The following is a 20,061-nucleotide window of genomic DNA, read 5'->3' as shown; positions in this document are numbered from 1 at the left end:
CGCCCCGGGATCTCCTCATGATGCGGGCGGCCGCGCCGCCGGGGAACCCGTCTCCCGCTGATCGTCAGGAGCCGTTAACGGCGCCCCGAAGTCCAGCAGCACCTTGCAGGAGCGGCTCCGGTCGGCCGCCAGCGCGAAGGCCGACTCCGCCTCCCGTACCGGGACCACCGCGCTGACCAGGGCGTCGAACGCGGGCCCGGCCGCGAGCAGCCGCAGCGCCTCGTCGAACTCCGCGTCGAAGCGGAAGGCTCCCCTGAGGTCGATCTCCCGGCTCACGACGAGGTTCCCCGCGAAGGGACTCGGCCCCGGCGGCAACATCCCGAGCTGCACCACGACGCCGCCGCGCCGCACCAGACGCAGACAGGTGTCCAGACCGGCGGCCACCCCGGAGGCCTCCACGGCCACGTCCGCCTCGGCCGGCCACCCGGGATCGTCCGGGTCGTCCGCCCGTACGACGGTGTCGGCGCCGGCGGCACGCGCGTACGCCAGGGCGGCCGGGAGCAGGTCGGTGACCGTGACCCGGGAGGCGCCCGCCGCCCGGGCCGCGGCGACGACCAGGCAGCCGATCGGACCGGCACCGGTGACCAGGACGTGCCTTCCGGCCACGTCCCCGGCCCGGTGAACGGCGTGCAGGGCGACGGACAGCGGCTCGGCCAGGGCTGCCCGGCGCGGCTCCAGACCCGCCGGGAGCGGCCTCAACTGATCCGCGGGGACGACCACTTGACCCGCGAAGCCGCCCTGCACATGCGGAAAGCGGGCCGCGCTGCCGAGATAGCGGGTGTCCCGGCAGATGTTGCGGCGCCCCCGGAGGCACTCCGGGCAGGCGCCGCAGGGTGTGGCCGGGTGCACGGCGACGGCCGTGCCCGGGACGGGACCGGCCCCGGCCGCGGTGCCGTACGCGAGGACCGTCCCGACCACCTCGTGCCCGAGCAGCATCGGCTCCCGCAGGCGGAAGTCGCCCACCCCGCCGTGCTTCCAGTAGTGCAGGTCGGAGCCGCACACGCCGCCGTAGCGGACGGCGACGAGAGCCTGCCCGGGGCCGGGCTCCGGCACCGGCAGCTCCTCCACGCGCAGGTCGCCGCGACCGTGGATCACGCAACCGAGCATCCCCGCGGCCCCCTTCACAGCACGCTCGTCATTCCGCCGTCGACGTACAGCACCTGCCCGCCGACGAAGTCGGCCGCGGGCGAGGCCAGGAACAGCACCCCGCCGACCAGGTCCTCGGTGGTGCCCCAGCGGCCGGCCGGGGTGCGGCGGCGCACCCAGGCGCTGAACTCCTCGTCCTCGACGAGGGGTCGGGTCAGCTCGGTCTCGATGTAGCCGGGGCCGAGGCCGTTGACCTGCACGCCGTACGGCCCCCAGTCGGCGCACATGCCCTTGGTGAGCATCTTCAGCGCGCCCTTGGTGGCCGCGTAGGGCGCGATGCCCGGGCGGGCCACCTCGCTCTGCAGCGAGCAGATGTTGACGATCTTGCCGTGGCCGCGGGCGGTCATGTACCGGGCCGCTTCCCGGCCGACCAGGAACGCGCTGGTGAGGTTGGTGTCCAGGATGCGGTGCCAGTCGGAGTCGGTGAACTCCAGGAGCGGGGCGCGCAGTTGCATGCCCGCGTTGTTGACGAGGATGTCGAGCGGGCCGACCCGCTGTTCGACATCGGCGATGCCCGCCTTGACCGAGGGTCCGTCGGTGACGTCGAAGACGGCCGTGTGGACCTCGCCGGGCAGCCGCGCGGCCGCGTCGGTGAGCCGGCCGGCGTCCCGTCCGTTGAGGACCACCGTGCAGCCGGCCTCCGCCAGGCCCCGGGCCAGCGCCAGGCCGATGCCCCGGCTGGAGCCGGTGACCAGGGCGGTGCGGCCGCGGATGTCGAACAGGGGGTGACTCATCGGCGTACTCCTAGATGACCAGCGACAGCAGCAGGACCAGACCGCCCCCGACCACCGAGATGATCGTCTCCATGACCGACCAGGTCTTGATGGTCTGGCCGACGTCCAGGCCGAAGTACTCCTTGACCAGCCAGAACCCGGCGTCGTTGACATGGCTGAAGAAGAGCGAGCCGGCGCCGATCGCCAGGACCAGCAGGGCCGTGTGGGTGGTCGACATGTCGGCCGCGAGCGGGGCCACCAGGCCGGCCGCCGAGACCGTCGCCACCGTCGCCGAGCCGGTCGCGAGACGGATGGCCACGGCGATCAGCCAGGCCAGCAGCAGCGCCGGGATCGACCAGTCCTTGGAGACGTCCAGGATCATCTGGCCCACGCCGGTGTCGATCAGCGTCTGCTTGAAGCCGCCGCCCGCGCCGACGATCAGCAGGATGCCCGCGATGGGCGCGAGGCCCTTCTCCACCAGCGGCGTCAGCCGCTCCTTGCCGAACCCGGCGGGCCGCAGCAGCGTGAAGATGCCGAGCAGCACGGCGGCGAGCAGGGCGATCAGCGGGGAGCCGATCACGTCGAAGACGCGCTGGGTGAGGTTCGCGGGGTCGTCGATCACGATGTCGACCAGCGCCTTGGAGAGCATCAGGACGACCGGCAGCAGGATCGTGGCCAGCGTGGCGCCGAAGCCCGGGCGCGTCTCCAGCTCCTCCGACGCGCGCTGCGGGAGCATCCGGTCGGGGGCCTGGACGTCCACCCAGCGGGCGGCGACCTTGGAGAACAGCGGTCCGGCGATGATCACCGTCGGGATGGCGATCAGGACACCGAGGGCGAGGGTGACGCCGAGGTTGGCCTTGACCGCGTCGATCGCGACCAGCGGTCCGGGGTGCGGCGGCACCAGGCCGTGCATCACGGACAGACCGGCCAGGGCGGGTATGCCGATGCGCATCAGGGAGTAGTTGCCGCGCTTGGCGACCATCAGCACGACCGGGATCAGCAGCACGACGCCGACCTCGAAGAACAGCGGCAGACCGATCACCGAGGCGATCAGCACCATCGCCCACGGCATCGCCCGGCCGCCCGCCTTGGCGAGGATCGTGTCGACGATCTCGTCGGCGCCGCCGGAGTCGGCGAGCATCTTGCCGAGGATCGCGCCGAGCGCGATCAGCACGCCGACGCCGGCGACCGTGGTGCCCAGGCCGGTGGTGAAGCTGGCGATCACCTTGTCGAGGGGCGCGCCGGCGATCGCGCCGAGCGCCAGCGACCCGAGGGTCAGCGACAGGAAGGCGTGCAGTTTGAACTTGGTGATGAGGACGACGATGACGGCGATGCCCGCCAGAACGGCGATGCCCAGCTGAGCGTGGCCGGCCGAGGTGATCGGCTCGGGTGCGTCCGCTGCCAGCATCTCGACGCTGAGTCTGGTCACAGGGGAGTTCCCTTGCAGGTACGGGGACGGAGAGGGGAGGGCGTGGGGGGTTACGGGAGGTCGGCGAGTGCCTTCACGGCCCGTTCGGTGATCTGTTCGGGGCTGCCGGCGACGTCCACGGTGACGCCCGCCTCGTCCCGCTCCAGTGGCTGGAGCGTGGCGAACTGGGAGTCGAGCAGCGCGGTCGGCATGAAGTGCCCCTGACGGTGGGACATCCGGTCCTCGATGAGGGCGCGGTCGCCCGCCAGATGGACGAAGACGACGCCGGGCGCGGCCGCGCGAAGCCGGTCGCGGTACGACCGTTTCAGCGCCGAGCAGCTGACCACTCCGCCGAGCCCGGCCCGCCCGTGCGCCCAGGCGCCGATGGCGTCGAGCCACGGCCAACGGTCGTCGTCCCCGAGCGGGACGCCGGCCGACATCTTGGTGATGTTGGCCTGCGGGTGGAAGTCGTCGCCCTCGGCGTACGGGACGCCGAGCCGGGCCGCGAGCAGGGGACCGATGGTGGTCTTGCCGGTGCCCGCGACGCCCATCACCACGACGACATGGGGGGTGCTCATCGCTGCCTCACTGTCTTCTTCGACTGGTGTCGACGTAACTGAAACCGATTAGGTACGACGAATTCAAGAGACTGTGACAAATAAGTCTGACTTTTTGAGGGTGTGACACGGCACGTACTCTGAGTGCATGAGCACAACGGGCCGGGGGCTGCACGGCCATGTACTGGACACCCTCGGCCCCGCGATCACCGCGGGGGAGTACCCGCCGGGCAGTGTTCTGCGCACCGACGAACTGGCCCAGGGTTTCGACGTCTCACGCTCCGTCATGCGCGAGGCGGTCCGGGTGCTGGAATCCATGCACCTCGTGGAGTCCCGCCGCCGCGTCGGCGTGACCGTGCGCCCGAAGTCCGAGTGGAACGTCTACGACCCCCAGGTCATCCGCTGGCGGCTGGCCGGCGCCGACCGCCCCGGGCAGCTGCGCTCCCTGACGGTGCTGCGCTCCGCGATCGAACCGGTCGCGGCGGGGCTCGCGGCCCGGCACGCCACCGCCGAGCAGTGCGCCGAGCTGACCGAGTGCGCGCTCGGCATGGTCGCCAACTCCCGCGGCCACCGGCTCGAGGGATACCTCGTCCACGACATGGCCTTCCACCGGATCATCCTCACGGCCTCCGGCAACGAGATGTTCGCGCGCCTCGGCGACGTCGTGGCCGAGGTCCTCGCGGGCCGCACCCATCACGAGGTGATGTTCGAGGACCCCGACCCGGCCGCCGTGACCCTGCACGTCCAGGTCGCCGAGGCGGTACGGGAGGGCGACGCGGCCCGCGCCGAGGAGCTGACCCGCGAGATCACGGTGGGGGCGCTGCAGGAACTGGACATACTGGCGCCCTGAGCGCACGTGGAGTCCGCTGCGGTTCGCTCGCGCCCTGAAGGGGCGCGGGGAACTGCGCGACCAGCCACGACGGACCCGCAGCAGCCGGACGGCCCAGTCCCGCGCATCCAGCGGAGCGCCTAATCCAGGAACTCCCCGTCCACGTACACCCACGCCCCGTCCACCCGCTCGAACCTGCTGCGCTCGCGCAGCGAACCGCCCCTGAAGGACGCCCGGAACGTCACCGTGCCGGTGCCGTGGAAGGCGGAGCCGTCGGTCGTGGCGAGGATCTCCAGCCCCGTCCAGCGCGTGCCGGGATCGAGGTCGAGGGTCGCGGGGCGGGTGCGCGGATGCCAAGTGCGCAGCAGGTAGGGGCCGTCGAGCCGCACGAACGCCGTGTAGCGCGAACGCATCAGCGCCTCGGCGGTCGGCGCGGCCGCCTCACCCCCGAGGAAGCGGCCGCAGCACGCGTCGTACGGCTCCCCGAGACCGCAGGGGCAGGAGGCGGTCGGCGTCGGCGCGGAGCCGCGCCGGCGCCCGGAGGGCGAGGTGCGTCGGGACATGGGCCCCATTCTCCCGCACCGGCCCGCACCGGCCCGCCCCGCCTCGCTACGCGGACTCGGCGTTGGTCGGCGGGTGTGACGGGCGCGCCGGGATCTGCGTGGGCAGCGCGGGCAGCGCCGTGCGGTACAGCCAGGCGTCGAACACGTCGTCCAGCGGCTCGTCCGCGTACCGGTTGGCGTGCGCGGTGAACGTCGCGGTCGTGACCGCCCCGCCCCGGTGCAGGCCCGCCCAGCCGCGCAGCATGCGGAAGAAGGCGTCGTCGCCCAGCGCGCAGCGCACGGCGTGCACGGCGAGGCCGCCGCGCTGGTAGAGCCGGTCGTCGAACATCGTCTTGCGCCCGGGGTCGGCCAGCTTCAGGTCCTGCGCCTGCGAGGACAGCAACCGGTGCGCGGCACCGGCCAGTTGCTGCGCGGACCGGCCGCCCGAGCGCTCGGACCACAGCCACTCTGCGTACTTGGCGAACCCCTCGTTCAGCCAGATGTGCCGCCAGTCCGCGATGGACACGCTGTTGCCGAACCACTGGTGCGCCAGCTCGTGCGCGACCAGCCGCTCCGAACCGCGGGCCCCGTCCACGTGGTTGGCGCCGAACAACGACAACCCCTGTGCCTCGACGGGCACATCGAGCTCCTCGTCGGTCACGACGACCGCGTACTCCTCGAACGGGTAGGGCCCGAACAGCTCCTGGAACAGGTCCATCATCTGCGGCTGCCGCGCGAAGTCCCGCGAGAACTCCGGCAGCAGGTGCGCCGGGATGTGCCCGTGCTGGGGCACCCCGCCCGGTCCCGGATCGCCCAGCAGCACCGTCTGGTACTTGCCGATCACGAGGCCCACGAGATAGCTGGAGGTCGGCGCGGCCTGCTCGTACACCCAGGTGGTGGTGGACGCCTTGGTCGTACGGGTCAGCAGCCGCCCGCCCGCGACCACCGCGTACGCCGACGGCGTGGTGACCGAGATCTGGTACGAGGCCTTGTCGGCCGGCCGGTCGTTGCACGGATACCAGGACGGCGCCCCGATCGGCTGGCTCGCCACCAGCGCCCCGTCCTCCAGCTCCTCCCAGCCCAGCCCGCCCCACGGGCTGCTCACCGGCTTCGGGTTGCCCGACCAGTGCACCTCGACCGTGAACGCGGCGCCGGGGCGGACCGGCTTGGCGGGCCGGATCCGCAGCCGGCCGCCGCGGTGGGTGTAGTGCGGCTGCCGGCCGTCCACCCGCACCCGGCCGACCTTGAAGTCGGACAGGTTCAGGAAGAACTCGGCGAGCGGCGACCGTCCCGCTATGGCGTTGATCCGGACGGCGCCCGCCAGCCGGTTCGGCCCCGGACGGTAGTCCAGCGTGATCTCGTACCGGTGCACGCGGTAACGGGGGTCACCGTGTTCCGGAAAGTACGGGTCGGCCGCCGCCGACTGCTGAACCGCCACTGCCGCTTCCGCTCCCTGCCCTGCGCCGCCACTGCCCGCCGGTACACCGCTCACCGTGACCGAGTGGCCCGCGCTCAGGGACGCCATGCCTCGATCGGGTTGCCGAGCCAGCGGGTGTCGTCCGGGACGGACTCCGCGGCCATGACGAGCGACGCGGGACCCAGGGTCGTACGGGCCCCGATCGTGCTGCCGGGCAGCACGATCCCGCCAGGGCCCAGCGTGGCGCCCTCACGGAGGACAACAGTATCCGTCCGCAAGATCCGGTCGTGGAAGAGGTGGGTCTGCAGGACACAGCCGCGGTTGACGGTCGCCGCGTCCTCCAGGGTCACCAGGTCGCTCTCCGGCAGCCAGTAGCTCTCCACCCACACGCCCTTGCCGATGCGAGCACCGAGACCGCGCAGCCACCCGTTCATCAGCGACGTTCCCGGCACCGCCCCGGCCAGCCACGGCACGGCCACGACCTCGACGAAGGTGTCGGCGAGCTCGTTGCGCCACACGTAACCGCTCCACAGCGGATGCTCACCCGTGTGATGCCGGCCCACCAGCAGCCACTTCGCGAGAACCGAGACCAGCGCGGCCACCACGCCCGCCCCGAGCAGCACCAGCCCGGACAGCAGGGGCGCCCACGACCCCAGCAGACACAGCACCGCCACCGTGCCGACGGCCAGCGCGGCCGAGCAGAACACCGGCACGATCCGGCACAGCTCCACCAGCCCGCGCGCCCACAGCAGCCGCGCCGGCGGATCGTACGTCCGGCTCTGGTCGCCCGACTCGGCGCTGCGCGGCAGCCTTACCGGCGGCAGCCCCAGGTAGGAGCTGCCCTTCTTCGCCTTCTTCGGCGTGGCGGACAGCACCCCGACCAGCCCGCCGTCCGGCACGCTCCGCCCCGGCGCGGTCATCCCGGAGTTCCCGAGGAACGCCCGCCGCCCGATCTCCGCGCGCCCGATCCGCATCCAGCCGCGCCCCAGCTCGTACGGCGCGGTCAGCGTGTCGTCGGCCAGGAACGCACCCTCGCCGACCGTGGTCAGACTGGGCAGCGCCAGCACGGTCGACACCTCGGCGCCACGCCCGACGCGCATACCGAGCAGCCGCAGCCACACCGGCGTCACCAGCCCGGCGTACAGCGGGAACAGCGTGTCCCGGGAGCGGTCCATGAGCTGGGTGACCGTCCAGGCCTGCCAGCCGGTCCTGCTGTGCGTCGGGTACGTCCCCTCGCGCAGGCCCAGACTCAGCAGCCGCACACCGACGAGGATCAGCAGCGCGAACGCCGCCCCGAAGGCCAGCGTCGCCGGGACGAGGGCGAGCGCGGCACCGCGCACCGGCGCGGCCGGGTCGACCAGGGCGTACGCCACGAGGAAGGCGGCCCCGCCGGCCAGCAGCGGCAGAGCGGTGAGGACGAGGCCCGTCAGGCCGTACATCACCCGCCAGTAGGTGCCCCGCTGCGGCCGGTCCTTGGGCCAGTTCCGCTTGGCCTTGCCGAGCTTGACCGCGGGAGCGCCCGCCCAGCGCTGACCGGTCGGGATCTGCCCGGTGACCGCAGAACCGGGCGCCACCTCGGCGCGCTTGCCGACGCGGGCGCCCGGGAAGAGGATGCTGCGGGTGCCGACGGTGGCGTGCGCGCCGACCTTGACCTGGCCGATCTCCAGCCGGTCGCCGTCCAGCCACCAGCCGGACAGGTCGACCTCGGACTCCACGGCGGCGCCCCGGCCCAGTTTGAGCAGGCCGGTGACCGGCGGCAGCGAGTGCAGGTCGACGTCCTGGCCGACCTTGGCGCCCAGGGCGCGCGCGTACCGCTCCAGCCAGGAGCCGGTCAGCGAGGTCGCGCCGCTGAACTCGGCCAGCCGCTCGGCCGTCCACAGCCGCAGGTGGACGCCGCCGCCGCGCGCGTACCGGCCCGGGCGCACGCCCCGCAGCAGCAGCCGCGCGCCACCGGCCGCGATCGCGAGCCGGCCGGGCGGGCTGAACAGCAGCAGGGCACCTGCCACGAGCAGCCACCAGGGGGCCGTCGGCAGCCACGACCAGGCGGGCAGCAGGTTGCCGAGCGCGGCCAGCGCCACCGTCCAGCGCAGCCCGAGCAGCGTGAACAGCGGGACGAGAAGCAGCAGCTGGACGATCCTGGCGCGGGCGGGGACGGGGGCGACCGTGCGGCTGCCCCCGTCGTCCTGCGCCGACTCCTCCAGCCGGCGGGCGAGCTTGCGCAGCGTGGGCTGCTGGTAGATGTCCAGGACGGCGGCGCTCGGGTAGCGGGTGCGCAGACGCGTGGTCAGCTGCGCGGCGGCCAGACTGCTGCCGCCGATCGCGAAGAAGTCGTCGCGGGCGCTGGTGACGGGGATGCCGAGGACCTCCGTCCACTGCTCGGCGAGCCACGCCTCGGTGCCGTACAGCCGCTCGGCCGGCCCGCCGGTCTCCAGGCCCTCCAGGGGCCACGGCAGCGCGTCGCGGTCGACCTTTCCGCTGGTCCGGGTCGGCAGCTCGGCGACCGGAGCCAGCAGCGGGACGAGCGCCGCGGGCAGTTCGGCGCGCAGCTTCTCCACGGCGGCCGCCTGATCCCAGCCGTCCTGGGTGACGACATAGCCGACCAGCAGCTGGTTGCCGCCGCGTGCGGTCCGCACGGCGGCGGCCGCGTCGGCCACCCCGGGCAGCGCCTGCAGCGCGGCGTCCACCTCGCCGAGCTCGATACGGCGGCCGCCGAGCTTGATCTGCTCGTCGGCACGCCCGAGGAAGACCAGCCCCTCGGGTTCGGCCCTGACCAGGTCACCGCTGCGGTACGCCCGCTCCCAGCCCAGCGATTCGAGGGGCGCGTACTTCTCCGCGTCCTTCTCGGCGTCCAGGTACCGGGCCAGGCCGACCCCGCCGATCACCAGCTGACCGCTCGCGCCCATCGCGACCGGCTCCCCGGCCTCGTCGACGACGGCCAGCTCCCAGCCGGCCAGCGGCAGCCCGATGCGGATCGGTTCGGCACCGCTCATCAGCGAGGCGCAGGCGACGACGGTGGCCTCCGTCGGCCCGTACGTGTTCCAGACCTCCCGGCCCTCCGTCACCAGCCGCTGCACCAGCTCGGGCGGACAGGCCTCGCCGCCGAAGATCAGCAGCCGTACGTCGTTGAGGGCCTCGGGCTCCCAGAGCGCGGCGAGCGTCGGCACCGTCGAGACCACGGTGATCTCCTGCTCGACCAGCCAGGGGCCGAGGTCGGCGCCGCTCCTGACCTGCGAACGGGGCACCGGCACCAGACACGCGCCGTAGCGCCAGGCCAGCCACATCTCCTCGCAGGACGCGTCGAAGGCCACCGACAGCCCCGCCATGACCCGGTCACCGGGGCCGACCGGATCGTCGGTGAGGAACAGCGCGGCCTCGGCGTCCACGAACGCGGCGGCGCTGCGGTGGGAGACGGCGACCCCCTTGGGCTTCCCGGTGGAGCCGGAGGTGAAGATGATCCACGCGTCGTGCTCGACGCCGGGCCGCGCGGCCCTCGCCGCACCGCGCCCGGTGACGGTCAGCTCGTGGCCGGCGCCGACGACGGCCCGTACGGCCGCCTCCCCGAACACCAGCTCGGCCCGCTCGTCGGGGTCCTCGGCGTCGACGGGGACGTAGGCGGCACCTGCGGCGAGGACGGCCAGGATCGCCACGTACAGATCGTTGGTGCCGGACGGAACCCGGACCCCCACCCGGTCGCCGAGCCCGACGCCGGCGGCGGCCAGCCGCCCGCGCAGCCGCTCGACCTCGGCCGCCAGCTCCCGGTAGGTGAGCTGCCGCGAGCCGTCGTCCAGGGCGAGTTCACCCGGGTAGGAGCGCACGGAGGCGTCGAAGATGTCGACCAGGGTCCGCGGGGAGGCCGCCTGACCTGCGGAGAAGCGTGCGGTGTCGCCGAACTGTCGGTGGATCTCAGCGCTGAGCTCTTCGTCGAGCAGGCCGAGAGCACTGCTCTCGTGTATGGCTGCCATCGGTCCTCGCGTCTCGATCCCGGAAGCCTCCGGGGCGCTGGCGGGCCCGCAGGTCTGCCTGGGGTTGTCCTCCTCCAGCTCCGTAACAAGCCGGAAATTTTAGTACGAAGCTAGGTTCGGCCCGGCTGAACGGCCACTCAGGTGGGCCGTCCGGGCGAACCGGCCCACAAAACAGGGCTGTTGACCTGCGCCTTTCACGCCGGAGAGAGATGCCCCACACTGAGAGTGGCCGTCGGGACACTCACGCCCGGTCCTTCACCAGGGTCGTGACACCCGGTTCGTCACCTCCCATGTCCAGCCGGAACGGCGGATAGCTGTCCGTCATCAGGCCGACGTAGGCGGCCACCCGCAGCACCCACCGGTTCAGGCCCAGGATCAGGTCGAACAGGCCCTTGGGGTACTTCTCGGTGAAGGCCAGGATCACGGCCGCGATGAGGACCAGTACGGCGACCAGGCCGCCGTCCCACCAGCCGACGCGCCAGCCGCCGAGGAAGAAGCCGATGATGATGTAGTGCGGGATCGCCAGCAGCCACCACTTCACCAGCACCAGGCCGCGGGAGAGGTGTTCCGGATAGGCGATGTCCAGCCGGGCCGGGTAGTCGGGCTCCTCGCCCAGGCTGAACGGTGGGTACCGGTCGGTGCCGAGGGCGCCGTACGAGTAGTAGGCGACCCGCCAGCTCCAGCGCAGCACCCCCAGGTTGAAGTCGAACAGGGCGCGGGGATAGCGGCCGGTGAACAGGATGCTGAAGAACGCGACCACGCTCACCAAGGTGAACCCGATCCACAGGAAGAACAGCACCACGTAGTGGGGGATGACCAGGATCCACTTCACCAGCCACAGCCACCGCGACAGCGGCGCGTCGAGCACCGCCTCCACGCGGACCGGGCGGTCCGGTGTCGCTGCCAGAGTCGTCATGGCGATCAGCTCCTTCGGTCCGGGGCTGCCGCCGCGCGGGGCAAACCCCACCATCAGCGTGACCACCGCGGCACCGGCACCACGAGGGGCCGACCGGGACCTCCCGGGGACCATCGGTCCCAGCCCCTCGGGCCGACCCTCAGGAGGTGCGGGCCGGCCCTCCGGCCGTCACCGGTATCCGCCAGCAGACCCGGGTGCCGCCCTCCGCGCGCCCGGTCACCTCGAAGGTGCCGCCGAACCTCTCCGCACGCCGGCGCAGGTTGGTCAGACCGCTGCTGCGGGTCGGGGTGCCGATGCCCCGGCCGTTGTCCACGACCTCCAGCAGCAGATCCTCCGCCGCCCGCACGGTGACCTGCACGGCCGAGGCGCCGGCATGCCGGCCGACGTTGGACAGGGACTCCCGCAGCGCGGCCAGCAGATGCACGGCCGTCTCGTCCGGGACGGTCGCGTCGACGGGACCGTGGAACTCGACGGCCGGCGCGAAACCGAGCCGGGCCTCCGCGGCCGCGGTCTCCCCGAGGACCTGGGCGCGCAGGCTGACGGCCTTCTGCGTCGGCCGGTTCAGCTCGAAGATGGTGTTGCGCAACTCCTTGATGGTGGAGTCCAGTTCGTCGATGACCGTGGTGATACGGGCGGCCGGCCCGGCCTGGACGTCCCGCGCGGCGATGCTCTGCAGCACGAGTCCGGCCCCGAACACCCGCTGGATGACCATGTCGTGCAGATCGCGGGCGATGCGCTCACGCTCGTCCGTCACCACGCGGTCCGCCCGGGCGGCGGCCAACTCGGCCTGCGCGGACAGTTGTTGGGTGATGTCCCGGGCCACCGTGCAGAACCCGATCAGCTCTCCGGCGGCGTCCCGCATCGCCGACACCGTGACGGCCACGTCGACCTCGCCGCCGTCGGCCCGGCGCCAGCGACTCTGATGGGGTTCGGCGTGCCGGCGGGCACGGATCTGCTCCACCGCCGAGCGGAAGGCGTCGAACGCCCCCTGCGACATGAGGTGTTGCACCGGCCGCCCCACGACGTCCAGCTCGCCGTGCCCGAGCAGCCGCCGCGCGCCGGGGTTCCAGGTCTGGACGAGACCGTCCGCGTCCACCGCCAGCATCGCGTCGTCGGACGAGGCCACGATGGCCGCGAGCCGGGCCTCGCCCGCCCGGGCCGCCTCCAACTCGGTGTGCAGCGCGATCAGACCCCGGTTCGTGTCCTCCAGCTCCTGACGCAGCTCGTCGATCAGCAGCGTCCGGCCGTCCGGCTCCGAGGCCGCCCCGGGCACGGACGAGGGCCTGGGGTCCGCGGGGGTCCTGGGATCGACGACCTCCCCCATGTCCGACCGCCCTTCGTCCGATGTGACGGGAACGTGGCTCATGATGGCACGCGCCCGGTGTCCCGGACCACGACGACGGTGGCGTCGTCGGACGGCCTGGCGTAGTCGCGGTGGACGACCGCCGCGACGACCGACGGATGCCGCTGCGCCAGCCGCGGGTGATCCTCCAGGCTCCAGCCGGACCGGATCCCGTCGGAGACCAGCACCAGCATCGACCCCGGCTCCCACGCACAGCGCTGCACACGGGTGCTCGGCACCGGCAGATGGGTGCCCAACGTGCCGGGGCGGTCCAGGAGAGGCACGGAGCGGGCGCCCGTGAACACCCGCCCGGTGATGTTCCCGACGGCCGCGTACGAGAACTCGCCCCGCTCGGCGTCGATCAGACACGCCCCCAGGACCCCGCCGCGGGTCGCGCGCATCGCCTCGTGCGCCCGCCGCACGAACCGGTCCAGATCCGTGACCGGCCCCTCCTCGAACGCGCCGACCGCCGCCCGGGAGGCGACGGCCGCCGCCGGACCGTGCCCCAGCCCGTCCACGACCAGCACGGCCGGCGGCCGGCCCGGCACGACCGTCCAGGCGTCCCCCGACTCGCCGCTCCCGCCGAGCGGCACGTCGACCCCGCCGAACCAACACCCCCCGCCCGCACCGGCATCGGCCGGGCCCAGCCGCGCGTAGACGACCGTGCCGCGCCGGGTGGCGTACCAGTCGAACTCGGTGGCGTGCCGCCGTACGACGTTCAGCCCCGCGTTCAGCCCGCCTCCGGGCACCGGCGCCGAGGGGCCCGTCACCGGCGGGGCCACGCCCGTCATGCCCGGTCCGTGGTCGACGGACAGCAGCTCGATGCCGTCGCCGGCCTTCCGCAGCAGCACATACCCGCCGGGGTGCGCGTGCCGGAGCAGATTGGTGCCCAGTTCCGTGGCGACCAGCTCGGCCGCGCCCGCCCGCAGCGCCGGCTGCGCCGCGGCGAGGCGGGCCACCGACCGGCGCAGGGCGCCCACGTCCTCCGGGGCCCCGATCGGATGCCGCTGGTGCTCGCTCTCGCTCAGTGCCGTCCCACCCCTGTCGCGCTCATCGCTGCCACTTCACGATCGTCACCGTGGTCCCCGCCTCTGCGGTGGACGTCAGCGTCATGTCGTCCACCAGCCTGCCCGCTCCCGGCAGCCCCAGACCCAGACTGCCGCGCGTGCTGAAGCCGTCCGTCAGTGCCGCCGCTATGTCCGCGATGCCCGGCCCGTCGTCGGAGAACGTGGCCCGCACCCCGCGACGCCCCTGCCGGTACACCCGCTCCACACAGAGCCTTCCGCGGCCGCCGGTCGCGTAGTTGAGGATGTTGCGGGCCAGCTCACTGCCGGCCGTGATCAGCTTCGTGGCGTCCACCAGGTTCAGCCCCGCCGCCTCCGCCTCGGCGCGCAGCACCTTGCGGACCCGGATCAGGTCGGCCTCGTGGGCGATGGCGAAGGCGTCCGGCTCCCGCTCCGTGGCGGCCCCCGTGGTCACAGCCGGCCCGCACCGGTGTCGCCGCGGCGCAGCCGCTCCAGCAGCGCCAGCCCCTGCTCGGCGTTGAGCGCGGTGTCCAGGTGCCCCATCTGCACGCCCAGCTCCACCAGCGTGATCGCCACCGCCGGCTGGATCCCCACCACCGCCGCCTGCGCCCCGAGCAGCCGCACCATCGCCACGATCCGGGCGAGCACCCGGGCGATGAAGGAGTCGACGACGCTCAGCCGGCTGACGTCGATCAGCATGCCGGACGCCGAGGTGTTCGCGATCTCCCGGGTGAGCTGCTCCTCGATCCGGATCACGGTGGTGTCGTCGAGGTCCCCCTGCAACGCCACCAGCAGCGTGTCGCCGATCCGCATGACCGGTACGACGTCCTCGCTCACCGTCCCTCACCGCCGGCCAGAGCGCGAGCGGCGTCGGCCGCCGTACCGGCCCGTTCGGCCAGCACCGCCAGCGCCAGCCGGAGGGCGTCCTGGAGGGTGTTGCGGGAGCGCAGCCGGCCCATGTCGATGCCCAGGTGGACCATGGACTGGGCGGTCTCCGGGCGCACCCCGCTCATGATGCTGACCGCGCCCATCAGCGCGGCCGCCTGCACCGTCTTCAGCAGGTGCTGGGCGACCTGGGTGTCGATCGTGGGCACGCCGCTGATGTCCAGGATGGCGACCTCGGCCTGGGTGTGGGCGATCTTCTCCAGCAGGCCCTCGGTCAGCCGGGTGGCCCGCAGGGTGTCCAGGGTGCCGATGATCGGCAGCACCAGGATCTTGTCCCACACCTGGATCACCGGCGTGGACAGCTCCATGATCTCGTCGCGCTGCCGTTGCAGCCGCTGCTCGGTCTCCCGGCGCTCGGTCACGTCCCGGATCGCGGCCGCCACCAGCCGGCCCTCGGCGGTCTCCAGCGGGCTCAGGCTGATCTCGACCGGGAACTCGGAGCCGTCCCGGCGCATCCCGTACAGCTCCAGGCCCACGCCCATCGGCCGCAGCCGCGGATCGGCCAGGAAGCCGCTGCGGTGGCCGACGTGGCGGTCGCGGAACCGGGCCGGGACCAGCACCTCTATCTCCCGGCCGACCAGTTCGTCGCGCTCGAAGCCGAAGAGGGTCTCGGTCCGCCGGTTGGCCAGCACGATCCGGGCGTCCGGTCCCACGATCAGCATGGCGTCGGGGGCCGACTCCAGCAGCCCGTGGAACAGCGACTCGGCCCGCGCGCTCTCGGTGACGTCCTTGAGCGTCTTGACGAAGCCCGTCACCGAGCCGTCCGGCTCCCGCACCGGCGTCAGCGTCACCTGCGCCAGGAACCGCTCGCCGCTCTTGCGGACCCGCCAGCCCTGGAAGGTGCGCCGGCCGTCGTCGCGGGCCGCCTCCAGTTCCTGCCGCACCAGCCCGGCCTCCCGGTCCTCGGCGAGGTGCAGGGCATCCACGGACCGGCCCACCATCTCGTCCGGCTCGAACCCGGTCATCGCCCGGGCGCCGCGGCTCCAGCGGACCACCTCGCCGTCCGGACCCAGCTTGACGATCGCCTGATCGGTGACCGCGTCCAGCATCGCCTCGAGATCGCGCAGGTCCGCCCCTGGATCTCGGGCACCTTCCGTCGACGTCGCCATGGCCGCCCCGCCTCCCCACACCCCACCCCGGAGAACCCCTGATCGGGGTCGTACCGTCCCGGCGGGCCGATGCTACTCGGCAGCAGGTCGGGGCAGCGGTCGTATGACAGCACGAGGACGCAAAACGAACCGGGTGGATTGAGATGAGTCCCGATCCACCCGGCCTGTGAAGTGTCCGAGGGGGGACTTGAACCCCCACGCCCGATAAAGGGCACTAGCACCTCAAGCTAGCGCGTCTGCCATTCCGCCACCCGGACAAGGTGTCTGTCGTGCGGGGTCTGCCCCGCGGCGACGAGGGAAACATTACCAGGCTTTCGGGGGGTGCCCGATCACCCCCCGTCCGGCCCCCGCGCCCACGTGAACGGCGTGTGACGGGCCGGTCCCGCTCTTGGGCGCCGCGCGGGGGCGAGGGAGGATGAGGGGAACCACCAGCAGTGACAGCGGGAGGAAGCAGCGTGAGCGACACGGACACGGCCAAGGGCGTCACCGGCGAGGACGAGGTCGTGGACCTCTGCCGCGAACTGATCCGCTTCGACACCAGCAACTACGGCGACCACTCGGGACCGGGCGAGCGCAAGGCGGCCGAGTGGACCGCCGAGAAGCTCGCCGAGGTGGGCCTGGAGCCGCAGATCTTCGAGTCGCATCCGGGCCGCGCCTCCACGGTGGCCCGCATCGAGGGCGAGGACCCCTCCCGGCCCGCGCTGCTGATCCACGGCCACCTCGACGTCGTACCGGCCAACGCCGACGACTGGACCCACCACCCCTTCTCCGGCGAGGTCGCCGACGGGTGCGTGTGGGGCCGGGGCGCCGTCGACATGAAGGACATGGACGCGATGACCCTGGCGGTCGTCCGCGACCGGCTGCGCAGCGGACGCCGGCCCCCGCGCGACATCGTGCTGGCGTTCCTCGCCGACGAGGAGGCCGGCGGCACCTACGGCGCCCGGCACCTGGTGGACAACCACCCCGACCTCTTCGAGGGCGTCACCGAGGCGATCAGCGAGGTGGGCGGGTTCTCGTTCACCGTGAGCGAGCAGCGCAGGCTCTACCTGATCCAGACGGCCGAGAAGGGCATGCACTGGATGAAGCTGACCGTGGCCGGCACCGCGGGCCACGGCTCGATGATCCATCGGGACAACGCGATCACCGAGCTGTCGGAGGCCGTCGCGCGGCTCGGCCGGCACAAGTTCCCCGTCCGGGTCACCAAGACCACCCGCGCCTTCCTCGACGAGCTCGGCGACGCCCTCGGCACCGAGCTCGACCCGGAGGACATGGAGGCGACGCTGGCCCGGCTCGGCGGCATCGCCAAGCTGATCGGCGCGACGCTGAGCAACACCGCCAACCCCACCCAGCTCGGCGCCGGTTACAAGGTCAACGTCATCCCCGGCGAGGCCACCGCGCACGTCGACGGGCGCTTCCTGCCCGGGCACGAGGAGGAGTTCCTCGCCGACCTCGACTCGATCCTCGGTCCCAAGGTGCGGCGCGAGGACGTGCACTCCGACAAGGCCCTGGAGACCTCCTTCGACGGCGCCCTGGTCGAGGCCATGCAGTCCTCGCTGCTGGCCGAGGACCCGACGGCCAAGGCGATCCCCTACATGCTCTCCGGCGGCACGGACGCCAAGTCCTTCGACGACCTCGGCATCCGCGGCTTCGGCTTCGCGCCCCTCAAGCTGCCCCCGGAGCTGGACTTCGCCGGCATGTTCCACGGGGTCGACGAGCGGGTGCCGGTCGACGGCCTGAAATTCGGCGTGCGCGTTCTCGACCGTTTCATCGACGCGTCATGACCCTCGTATTCGGTTACGTGTACGGAACTGACTGAGAAGAGTGAATGTGCTCATACGCTCGTAGCTCCATTCATCCCTCCTCGTTACAGGTGATGCGATCCGCTGCTTGGGATCGCATTGCCAACAAGGAGGAATAATGATCAAGAAGGTCGTCGCTGCTGCGGCTGCCACCGGTGGTCTGGTTCTCGCGGGTGCGGGCCTGGCCGTCGCCGACGCCGGCGCTCAGGGTGCTGCGGTGCACTCCCCGGGTGTCGCTTCCGGCAACGTCATTCAGGTTCCGGTGCACGTCCCGGTGAACGTCTGCGGCAACACGGTCTCCGTGATCGGGCTGCTGAACCCCGCCTTCGGCAACACCTGCATCAACAAGTGACGCCGGCCCGCTGAGGCCGCTCGTTTCACACCCGTCGGCTCCGGAGCGCGCGCCATGCGCTCCGGAGCCGACCGGGCTTTCCCGATGATTCCAGGTCAGGTTTCGAAAGCAGGGTGAATTCAGGAATGCGACAGGTGACCCGCAAGGGCCTGATGACCGTGGCGGCCGCGACCGGCGTGCTCGCCGCCGCCGGTGGCTATGCGCACGCCGACTCCACGGCGAGCGGCAGCGCCTCGGACTCGCCCGGCGTGCTCTCGGGCAACTCGGTTCAGGCGCCCGTGCACGCGCCGGTGAACGTCTGCGGCAACACCGTGAACGTCGTCGGCGTGCTCAACCCGGCCGTCGGCAACGGGTGCGCCGACCAGGGCGGCGGACGGTCCGGCGGCCACGGCGGCTCCGGATCCGGCGGCTCGCACGCGGGCGGCCACAGCAGTGACTCGCCGGGCGTCGGCTCCGGCAACCACGTCGAGGCGCCCGTCGACGCGCCGGTCAACGCCTGCGGCAACAGCGTGAACGTCGTCGGCGTCGGCAACCCCACCACCGGCAACGACTGCGCCAACGGCGGCGGTTCGGGCAGCGGTCACACCACGCCTCCCGGCGGGGGCCACCAGACGCCGCCCGGGCAGCCGGGACAGCCCGGAAACCCCGGCACTCCGGGCAACCCGGGCACGCCCGGTCACCCCGGCACCCCGAGCACACCGCCCACCGCCGGCGTCCACACGCCGGGCGGCTCCTCGCACGTCAACCACCCGGGCACCCAGGCGCTCAGCGGGCCCGAGGCGGTCTCGCAGCTCGCCCACACCGGCAGCGACCTGCCGCTGGGCTTCGTGCTCCCCGTCGGAGCCGGAGCGCTGCTGGCGGGCGCCGTGCTCTACCGCAAGGCGCGCGCCTCCGCGTAGCACCGCGTGACACGCATCACGGAGCGGGCCCCGCCTCGGCGGGGCCCGCTCCGTTTCCGGTGATTCCGTCGCCGCCCGTCGCTCACCACGTGGCGCGCACCTGGCGGATGATCCGCCGGCGCAACCGCACCCTGCGGCTGCCGTCGCGCATCAGACTGAGGCGGTCCAACTCCCAGTGTCCGTACTCGGCATGGTCCGTCAGCAGGCGTGTGGCGTCCTTGCGGGAGACCCCGCGCGGTACGTACACGTCGACAAATTCGTATTCCGGCATCGCATCTATTGTGCGGGCTGGGGCCCGGTACGGATAGCGTCTGCACTATGTCTGATGCTGCGCAGCCCACCGCTGCCGAGGTACGAGCCGCCGCCGAGGCGGTCAAGACCGCGCTCGACCGCCACCTGGCGGCCGTCGAACGCCGGTCGGGGGAGGACGACCCGGCCGTCTACGAGGCGTTCAACGAGCTGGCGGCGGCCGCCGAGGCGTACGACGAGCTGCTCTACGACCGCTACGACGAGGTGACCCCCTTCGAGATCCCCGGCGCCGAGGACGCGCTGCCGCCGTACACGGGACCCGAGGAGCCGAACGCGCTCAGCGTGCTCATCCGCCGCGACTACTCCGTGGTGGAGCCGCAGCGGCTGCTGGCGCAGGCACAGCGGGTGGAGGCCGCGGACGAGGACGCGACGGACACGGAGGTCTCCGGCACGGTGCACGGGGCGCTGGGCATCCTGTTCGGCGAGTTCGAGCCGGACGAGATCGCCTCGCGGCACAAGGAGTTCGGGCTGGAGGAGGGCGACTCCACGCTCTGGGTGACCGCCGCGGAGGACGCCGCGGAGCCCGGCGAGTGGCTGGAGGCGCCGTTCGACGGCGTCGATCCGCAGGCCGTGGTGTGCCGCTTCGACGTCAGCGCGGTGTTCGACGACGAGCTGGACGGGGACGACCTCGAGGACGAGATCGATCCGGAGCTGGACGAGGACGAGGATCTCGAGCCGCTGGACGTGGATCGCTGAGGGTTGCCGGGGCGGCGGTCGCGGGAAGGCCCGTGACCGCCGCTTCGGCGTGTGCGGGGCGGTTGGTGGTGCGGTCGCGCCGTGGTGCGGTCGCG

Annotated in this window: 19 protein-coding genes and 1 tRNA gene; 5 read left to right on the top strand and 15 right to left on the bottom strand. The window is 72.6% G+C overall.

Annotation, left to right across the window (positions count from 1 at the left end; genetic code table 11):
* Positions 1-15 precede the first annotated feature (15 nt).
* From ACIGDI_RS23315 to ACIGDI_RS23300, 4 genes are read right to left on the bottom strand one after another with little or no spacing between them, the layout of a single operon-like run.
* Positions 16-1,107: an L-idonate 5-dehydrogenase gene (locus ACIGDI_RS23315; RefSeq protein WP_399899689.1), complete on the bottom strand. Its 1,092-nt coding sequence runs from the start codon at positions 1,105-1,107 to the stop codon at positions 16-18.
* Between the two features lie 14 nt (positions 1,108-1,121).
* Positions 1,122-1,880, bottom strand: a complete 759-nt coding sequence (locus tag ACIGDI_RS23310; RefSeq protein ID WP_399899687.1) for an SDR family oxidoreductase — start codon at positions 1,878-1,880, stop codon at positions 1,122-1,124.
* Between the two features lie 10 nt (positions 1,881-1,890).
* Complete coding sequence (locus ACIGDI_RS23305; protein WP_399899684.1) at positions 1,891-3,288, bottom strand: GntP family permease; 1,398 nt, start codon at positions 3,286-3,288, stop codon at positions 1,891-1,893.
* 50 nt (positions 3,289-3,338) lie between these two features.
* Positions 3,339-3,845: a gluconokinase gene (locus ACIGDI_RS23300; protein ID WP_385231135.1), complete on the bottom strand. Its 507-nt coding sequence runs from the start codon at positions 3,843-3,845 to the stop codon at positions 3,339-3,341.
* A 127-nt stretch (positions 3,846-3,972) separates the two neighbouring features.
* Between ACIGDI_RS23300 and ACIGDI_RS23295 the strand changes: the two genes are divergently transcribed.
* A complete protein-coding gene (locus tag ACIGDI_RS23295; protein WP_399899682.1) occupies positions 3,973-4,674 on the top strand; it encodes a FadR/GntR family transcriptional regulator in 702 nt (233 codons plus the stop codon).
* Between the two features lie 119 nt (positions 4,675-4,793).
* Here the strand turns inward: ACIGDI_RS23295 and ACIGDI_RS23290 are convergent, their stop codons facing one another.
* The 10 genes from ACIGDI_RS23290 to ACIGDI_RS23245 form a co-directional block, all read right to left on the bottom strand.
* Entirely contained in the window at positions 4,794-5,225 is a 432-nt protein-coding gene (locus ACIGDI_RS23290) for a YchJ family protein (RefSeq protein ID WP_399899680.1), read from the bottom strand.
* Positions 5,226-5,262: 37 nt separating this feature from the next.
* On the bottom strand, positions 5,263-6,633 hold the full coding sequence (locus ACIGDI_RS23285; protein WP_399899677.1) for a M1 family metallopeptidase: 1,371 nt from the start codon (positions 6,631-6,633) through the stop codon (positions 5,263-5,265).
* A gap of 74 nt (positions 6,634-6,707) precedes the next feature.
* The gene (locus tag ACIGDI_RS23280; protein WP_399899674.1) at positions 6,708-10,574 is read right to left on the bottom strand and encodes a Pls/PosA family non-ribosomal peptide synthetase; all 3,867 of its coding nucleotides are present in this window, start codon (positions 10,572-10,574) and stop codon (positions 6,708-6,710) included.
* Between the two features lie 241 nt (positions 10,575-10,815).
* Positions 10,816-11,490 (bottom strand): DUF4389 domain-containing protein, encoded by a 675-nt coding sequence (locus tag ACIGDI_RS23275; protein ID WP_399899672.1) that lies wholly within the window; start codon positions 11,488-11,490, stop codon positions 10,816-10,818.
* A gap of 139 nt (positions 11,491-11,629) precedes the next feature.
* Positions 11,630-12,814: a PAS domain S-box protein gene (locus ACIGDI_RS23270; RefSeq protein ID WP_399899669.1), complete on the bottom strand. Its 1,185-nt coding sequence runs from the start codon at positions 12,812-12,814 to the stop codon at positions 11,630-11,632.
* Positions 12,815-12,852: 38 nt separating this feature from the next.
* Positions 12,853-13,812, bottom strand: coding sequence for a SpoIIE family protein phosphatase (locus tag ACIGDI_RS23265; RefSeq protein ID WP_399899666.1), 960 nt, complete (start codon positions 13,810-13,812; stop codon positions 12,853-12,855).
* A gap of 70 nt (positions 13,813-13,882) precedes the next feature.
* Entirely contained in the window at positions 13,883-14,311 is a 429-nt protein-coding gene (locus ACIGDI_RS23260; protein WP_272175827.1) for an ATP-binding protein, read from the bottom strand.
* Positions 14,308-14,670, bottom strand: coding sequence for an STAS domain-containing protein (locus tag ACIGDI_RS23255; RefSeq protein WP_399900042.1), 363 nt, complete (start codon positions 14,668-14,670; stop codon positions 14,308-14,310). The genes ACIGDI_RS23260 and ACIGDI_RS23255 overlap by 4 nt, the downstream gene beginning before the upstream one ends.
* 20 nt (positions 14,671-14,690) lie before the next feature.
* A complete protein-coding gene (locus ACIGDI_RS23250) occupies positions 14,691-15,911 on the bottom strand; it encodes a PAS domain S-box protein (RefSeq protein ID WP_399899662.1) in 1,221 nt (406 codons plus the stop codon).
* Between the two features lie 172 nt (positions 15,912-16,083).
* A tRNA-Leu gene (locus tag ACIGDI_RS23245) sits at positions 16,084-16,168 on the bottom strand.
* 198 nt (positions 16,169-16,366) lie between these two features.
* On the opposite strand from ACIGDI_RS23245, the gene ACIGDI_RS23240 reads away from it, so the two are divergent.
* The 3 genes from ACIGDI_RS23240 (at position 16,367) to ACIGDI_RS23230 (ending at position 18,961) form a co-directional block, all read left to right on the top strand.
* Entirely contained in the window at positions 16,367-17,692 is a 1,326-nt protein-coding gene (locus ACIGDI_RS23240) for a M20/M25/M40 family metallo-hydrolase (RefSeq protein WP_399899659.1), read from the top strand.
* A gap of 136 nt (positions 17,693-17,828) precedes the next feature.
* The gene (chpH, locus tag ACIGDI_RS23235) at positions 17,829-18,062 is read left to right on the top strand and encodes a chaplin ChpH (RefSeq protein WP_200700911.1); all 234 of its coding nucleotides are present in this window, start codon (positions 17,829-17,831) and stop codon (positions 18,060-18,062) included.
* Positions 18,063-18,187: 125 nt separating this feature from the next.
* Positions 18,188-18,961: a chaplin gene (locus ACIGDI_RS23230; RefSeq protein WP_399899655.1), complete on the top strand. Its 774-nt coding sequence runs from the start codon at positions 18,188-18,190 to the stop codon at positions 18,959-18,961.
* A gap of 82 nt (positions 18,962-19,043) precedes the next feature.
* Here ACIGDI_RS23230 and ACIGDI_RS23225 read toward each other — a convergent pair whose 3' ends face one another.
* The gene (locus ACIGDI_RS23225) at positions 19,044-19,232 is read right to left on the bottom strand and encodes a DUF5703 family protein (RefSeq protein WP_007380901.1); all 189 of its coding nucleotides are present in this window, start codon (positions 19,230-19,232) and stop codon (positions 19,044-19,046) included.
* Positions 19,233-19,279: 47 nt separating this feature from the next.
* Between ACIGDI_RS23225 and ACIGDI_RS23220 the strand changes: the two genes are divergently transcribed.
* Positions 19,280-19,966 carry a hypothetical protein gene (locus ACIGDI_RS23220; RefSeq protein WP_399899652.1) on the top strand — a complete coding sequence of 229 codons (687 nt, stop codon included), beginning with the start codon at positions 19,280-19,282 and terminating at the stop codon, positions 19,964-19,966.
* The last annotated feature ends 95 nt before the right edge of the window (positions 19,967-20,061 follow it).

Source organism: Streptomyces sp. NPDC085900 (assembly GCF_044540925.1).
GTDB lineage: Bacteria > Actinomycetota > Actinomycetes > Streptomycetales > Streptomycetaceae > Streptomyces > Streptomyces gilvifuscus.
This window is presented reverse-complemented; position numbering and strand designations above follow the sequence as displayed.

Bases quoted from the DNA above. Each gene is read 5' to 3' on its own strand.
- ACIGDI_RS23275 (WP_399899672.1), bottom strand. From the start codon at position 11,490: ATGACGACTCTGGCAGCGACACCGGACCGCCCGGTCCGCGTGGAGGCG.
- ACIGDI_RS23270 (WP_399899669.1), bottom strand. From the start codon at position 12,814: ATGGGGGAGGTCGTCGATCCCAGGACCCCCGCGGACCCCAGGCCCTCG.
- ACIGDI_RS23315 (WP_399899689.1), bottom strand. From the start codon at position 1,107: ATGCTCGGTTGCGTGATCCACGGTCGCGGCGACCTGCGCGTGGAGGAG.
- ACIGDI_RS23300 (WP_385231135.1), bottom strand. From the start codon at position 3,845: ATGAGCACCCCCCATGTCGTCGTGGTGATGGGCGTCGCGGGCACCGGC.
- ACIGDI_RS23220 (WP_399899652.1), top strand. From the start codon at position 19,280: ATGTCTGATGCTGCGCAGCCCACCGCTGCCGAGGTACGAGCCGCCGCC.
- ACIGDI_RS23310 (WP_399899687.1), bottom strand. From the start codon at position 1,880: ATGAGTCACCCCCTGTTCGACATCCGCGGCCGCACCGCCCTGGTCACC.
- ACIGDI_RS23290 (WP_399899680.1), bottom strand. From the start codon at position 5,225: ATGGGGCCCATGTCCCGACGCACCTCGCCCTCCGGGCGCCGGCGCGGC.
- ACIGDI_RS23225 (WP_007380901.1), bottom strand. From the start codon at position 19,232: ATGCCGGAATACGAATTTGTCGACGTGTACGTACCGCGCGGGGTCTCC.
- ACIGDI_RS23295 (WP_399899682.1), top strand. From the start codon at position 3,973: ATGAGCACAACGGGCCGGGGGCTGCACGGCCATGTACTGGACACCCTC.
- ACIGDI_RS23250 (WP_399899662.1), bottom strand. From the start codon at position 15,911: ATGGCGACGTCGACGGAAGGTGCCCGAGATCCAGGGGCGGACCTGCGC.
- chpH (WP_200700911.1), top strand. From the start codon at position 17,829: ATGATCAAGAAGGTCGTCGCTGCTGCGGCTGCCACCGGTGGTCTGGTT.
- ACIGDI_RS23280 (WP_399899674.1), bottom strand. From the start codon at position 10,574: ATGGCAGCCATACACGAGAGCAGTGCTCTCGGCCTGCTCGACGAAGAG.
- ACIGDI_RS23230 (WP_399899655.1), top strand. From the start codon at position 18,188: ATGCGACAGGTGACCCGCAAGGGCCTGATGACCGTGGCGGCCGCGACC.
- ACIGDI_RS23255 (WP_399900042.1), bottom strand. From the start codon at position 14,670: ATGCGGATCGGCGACACGCTGCTGGTGGCGTTGCAGGGGGACCTCGAC.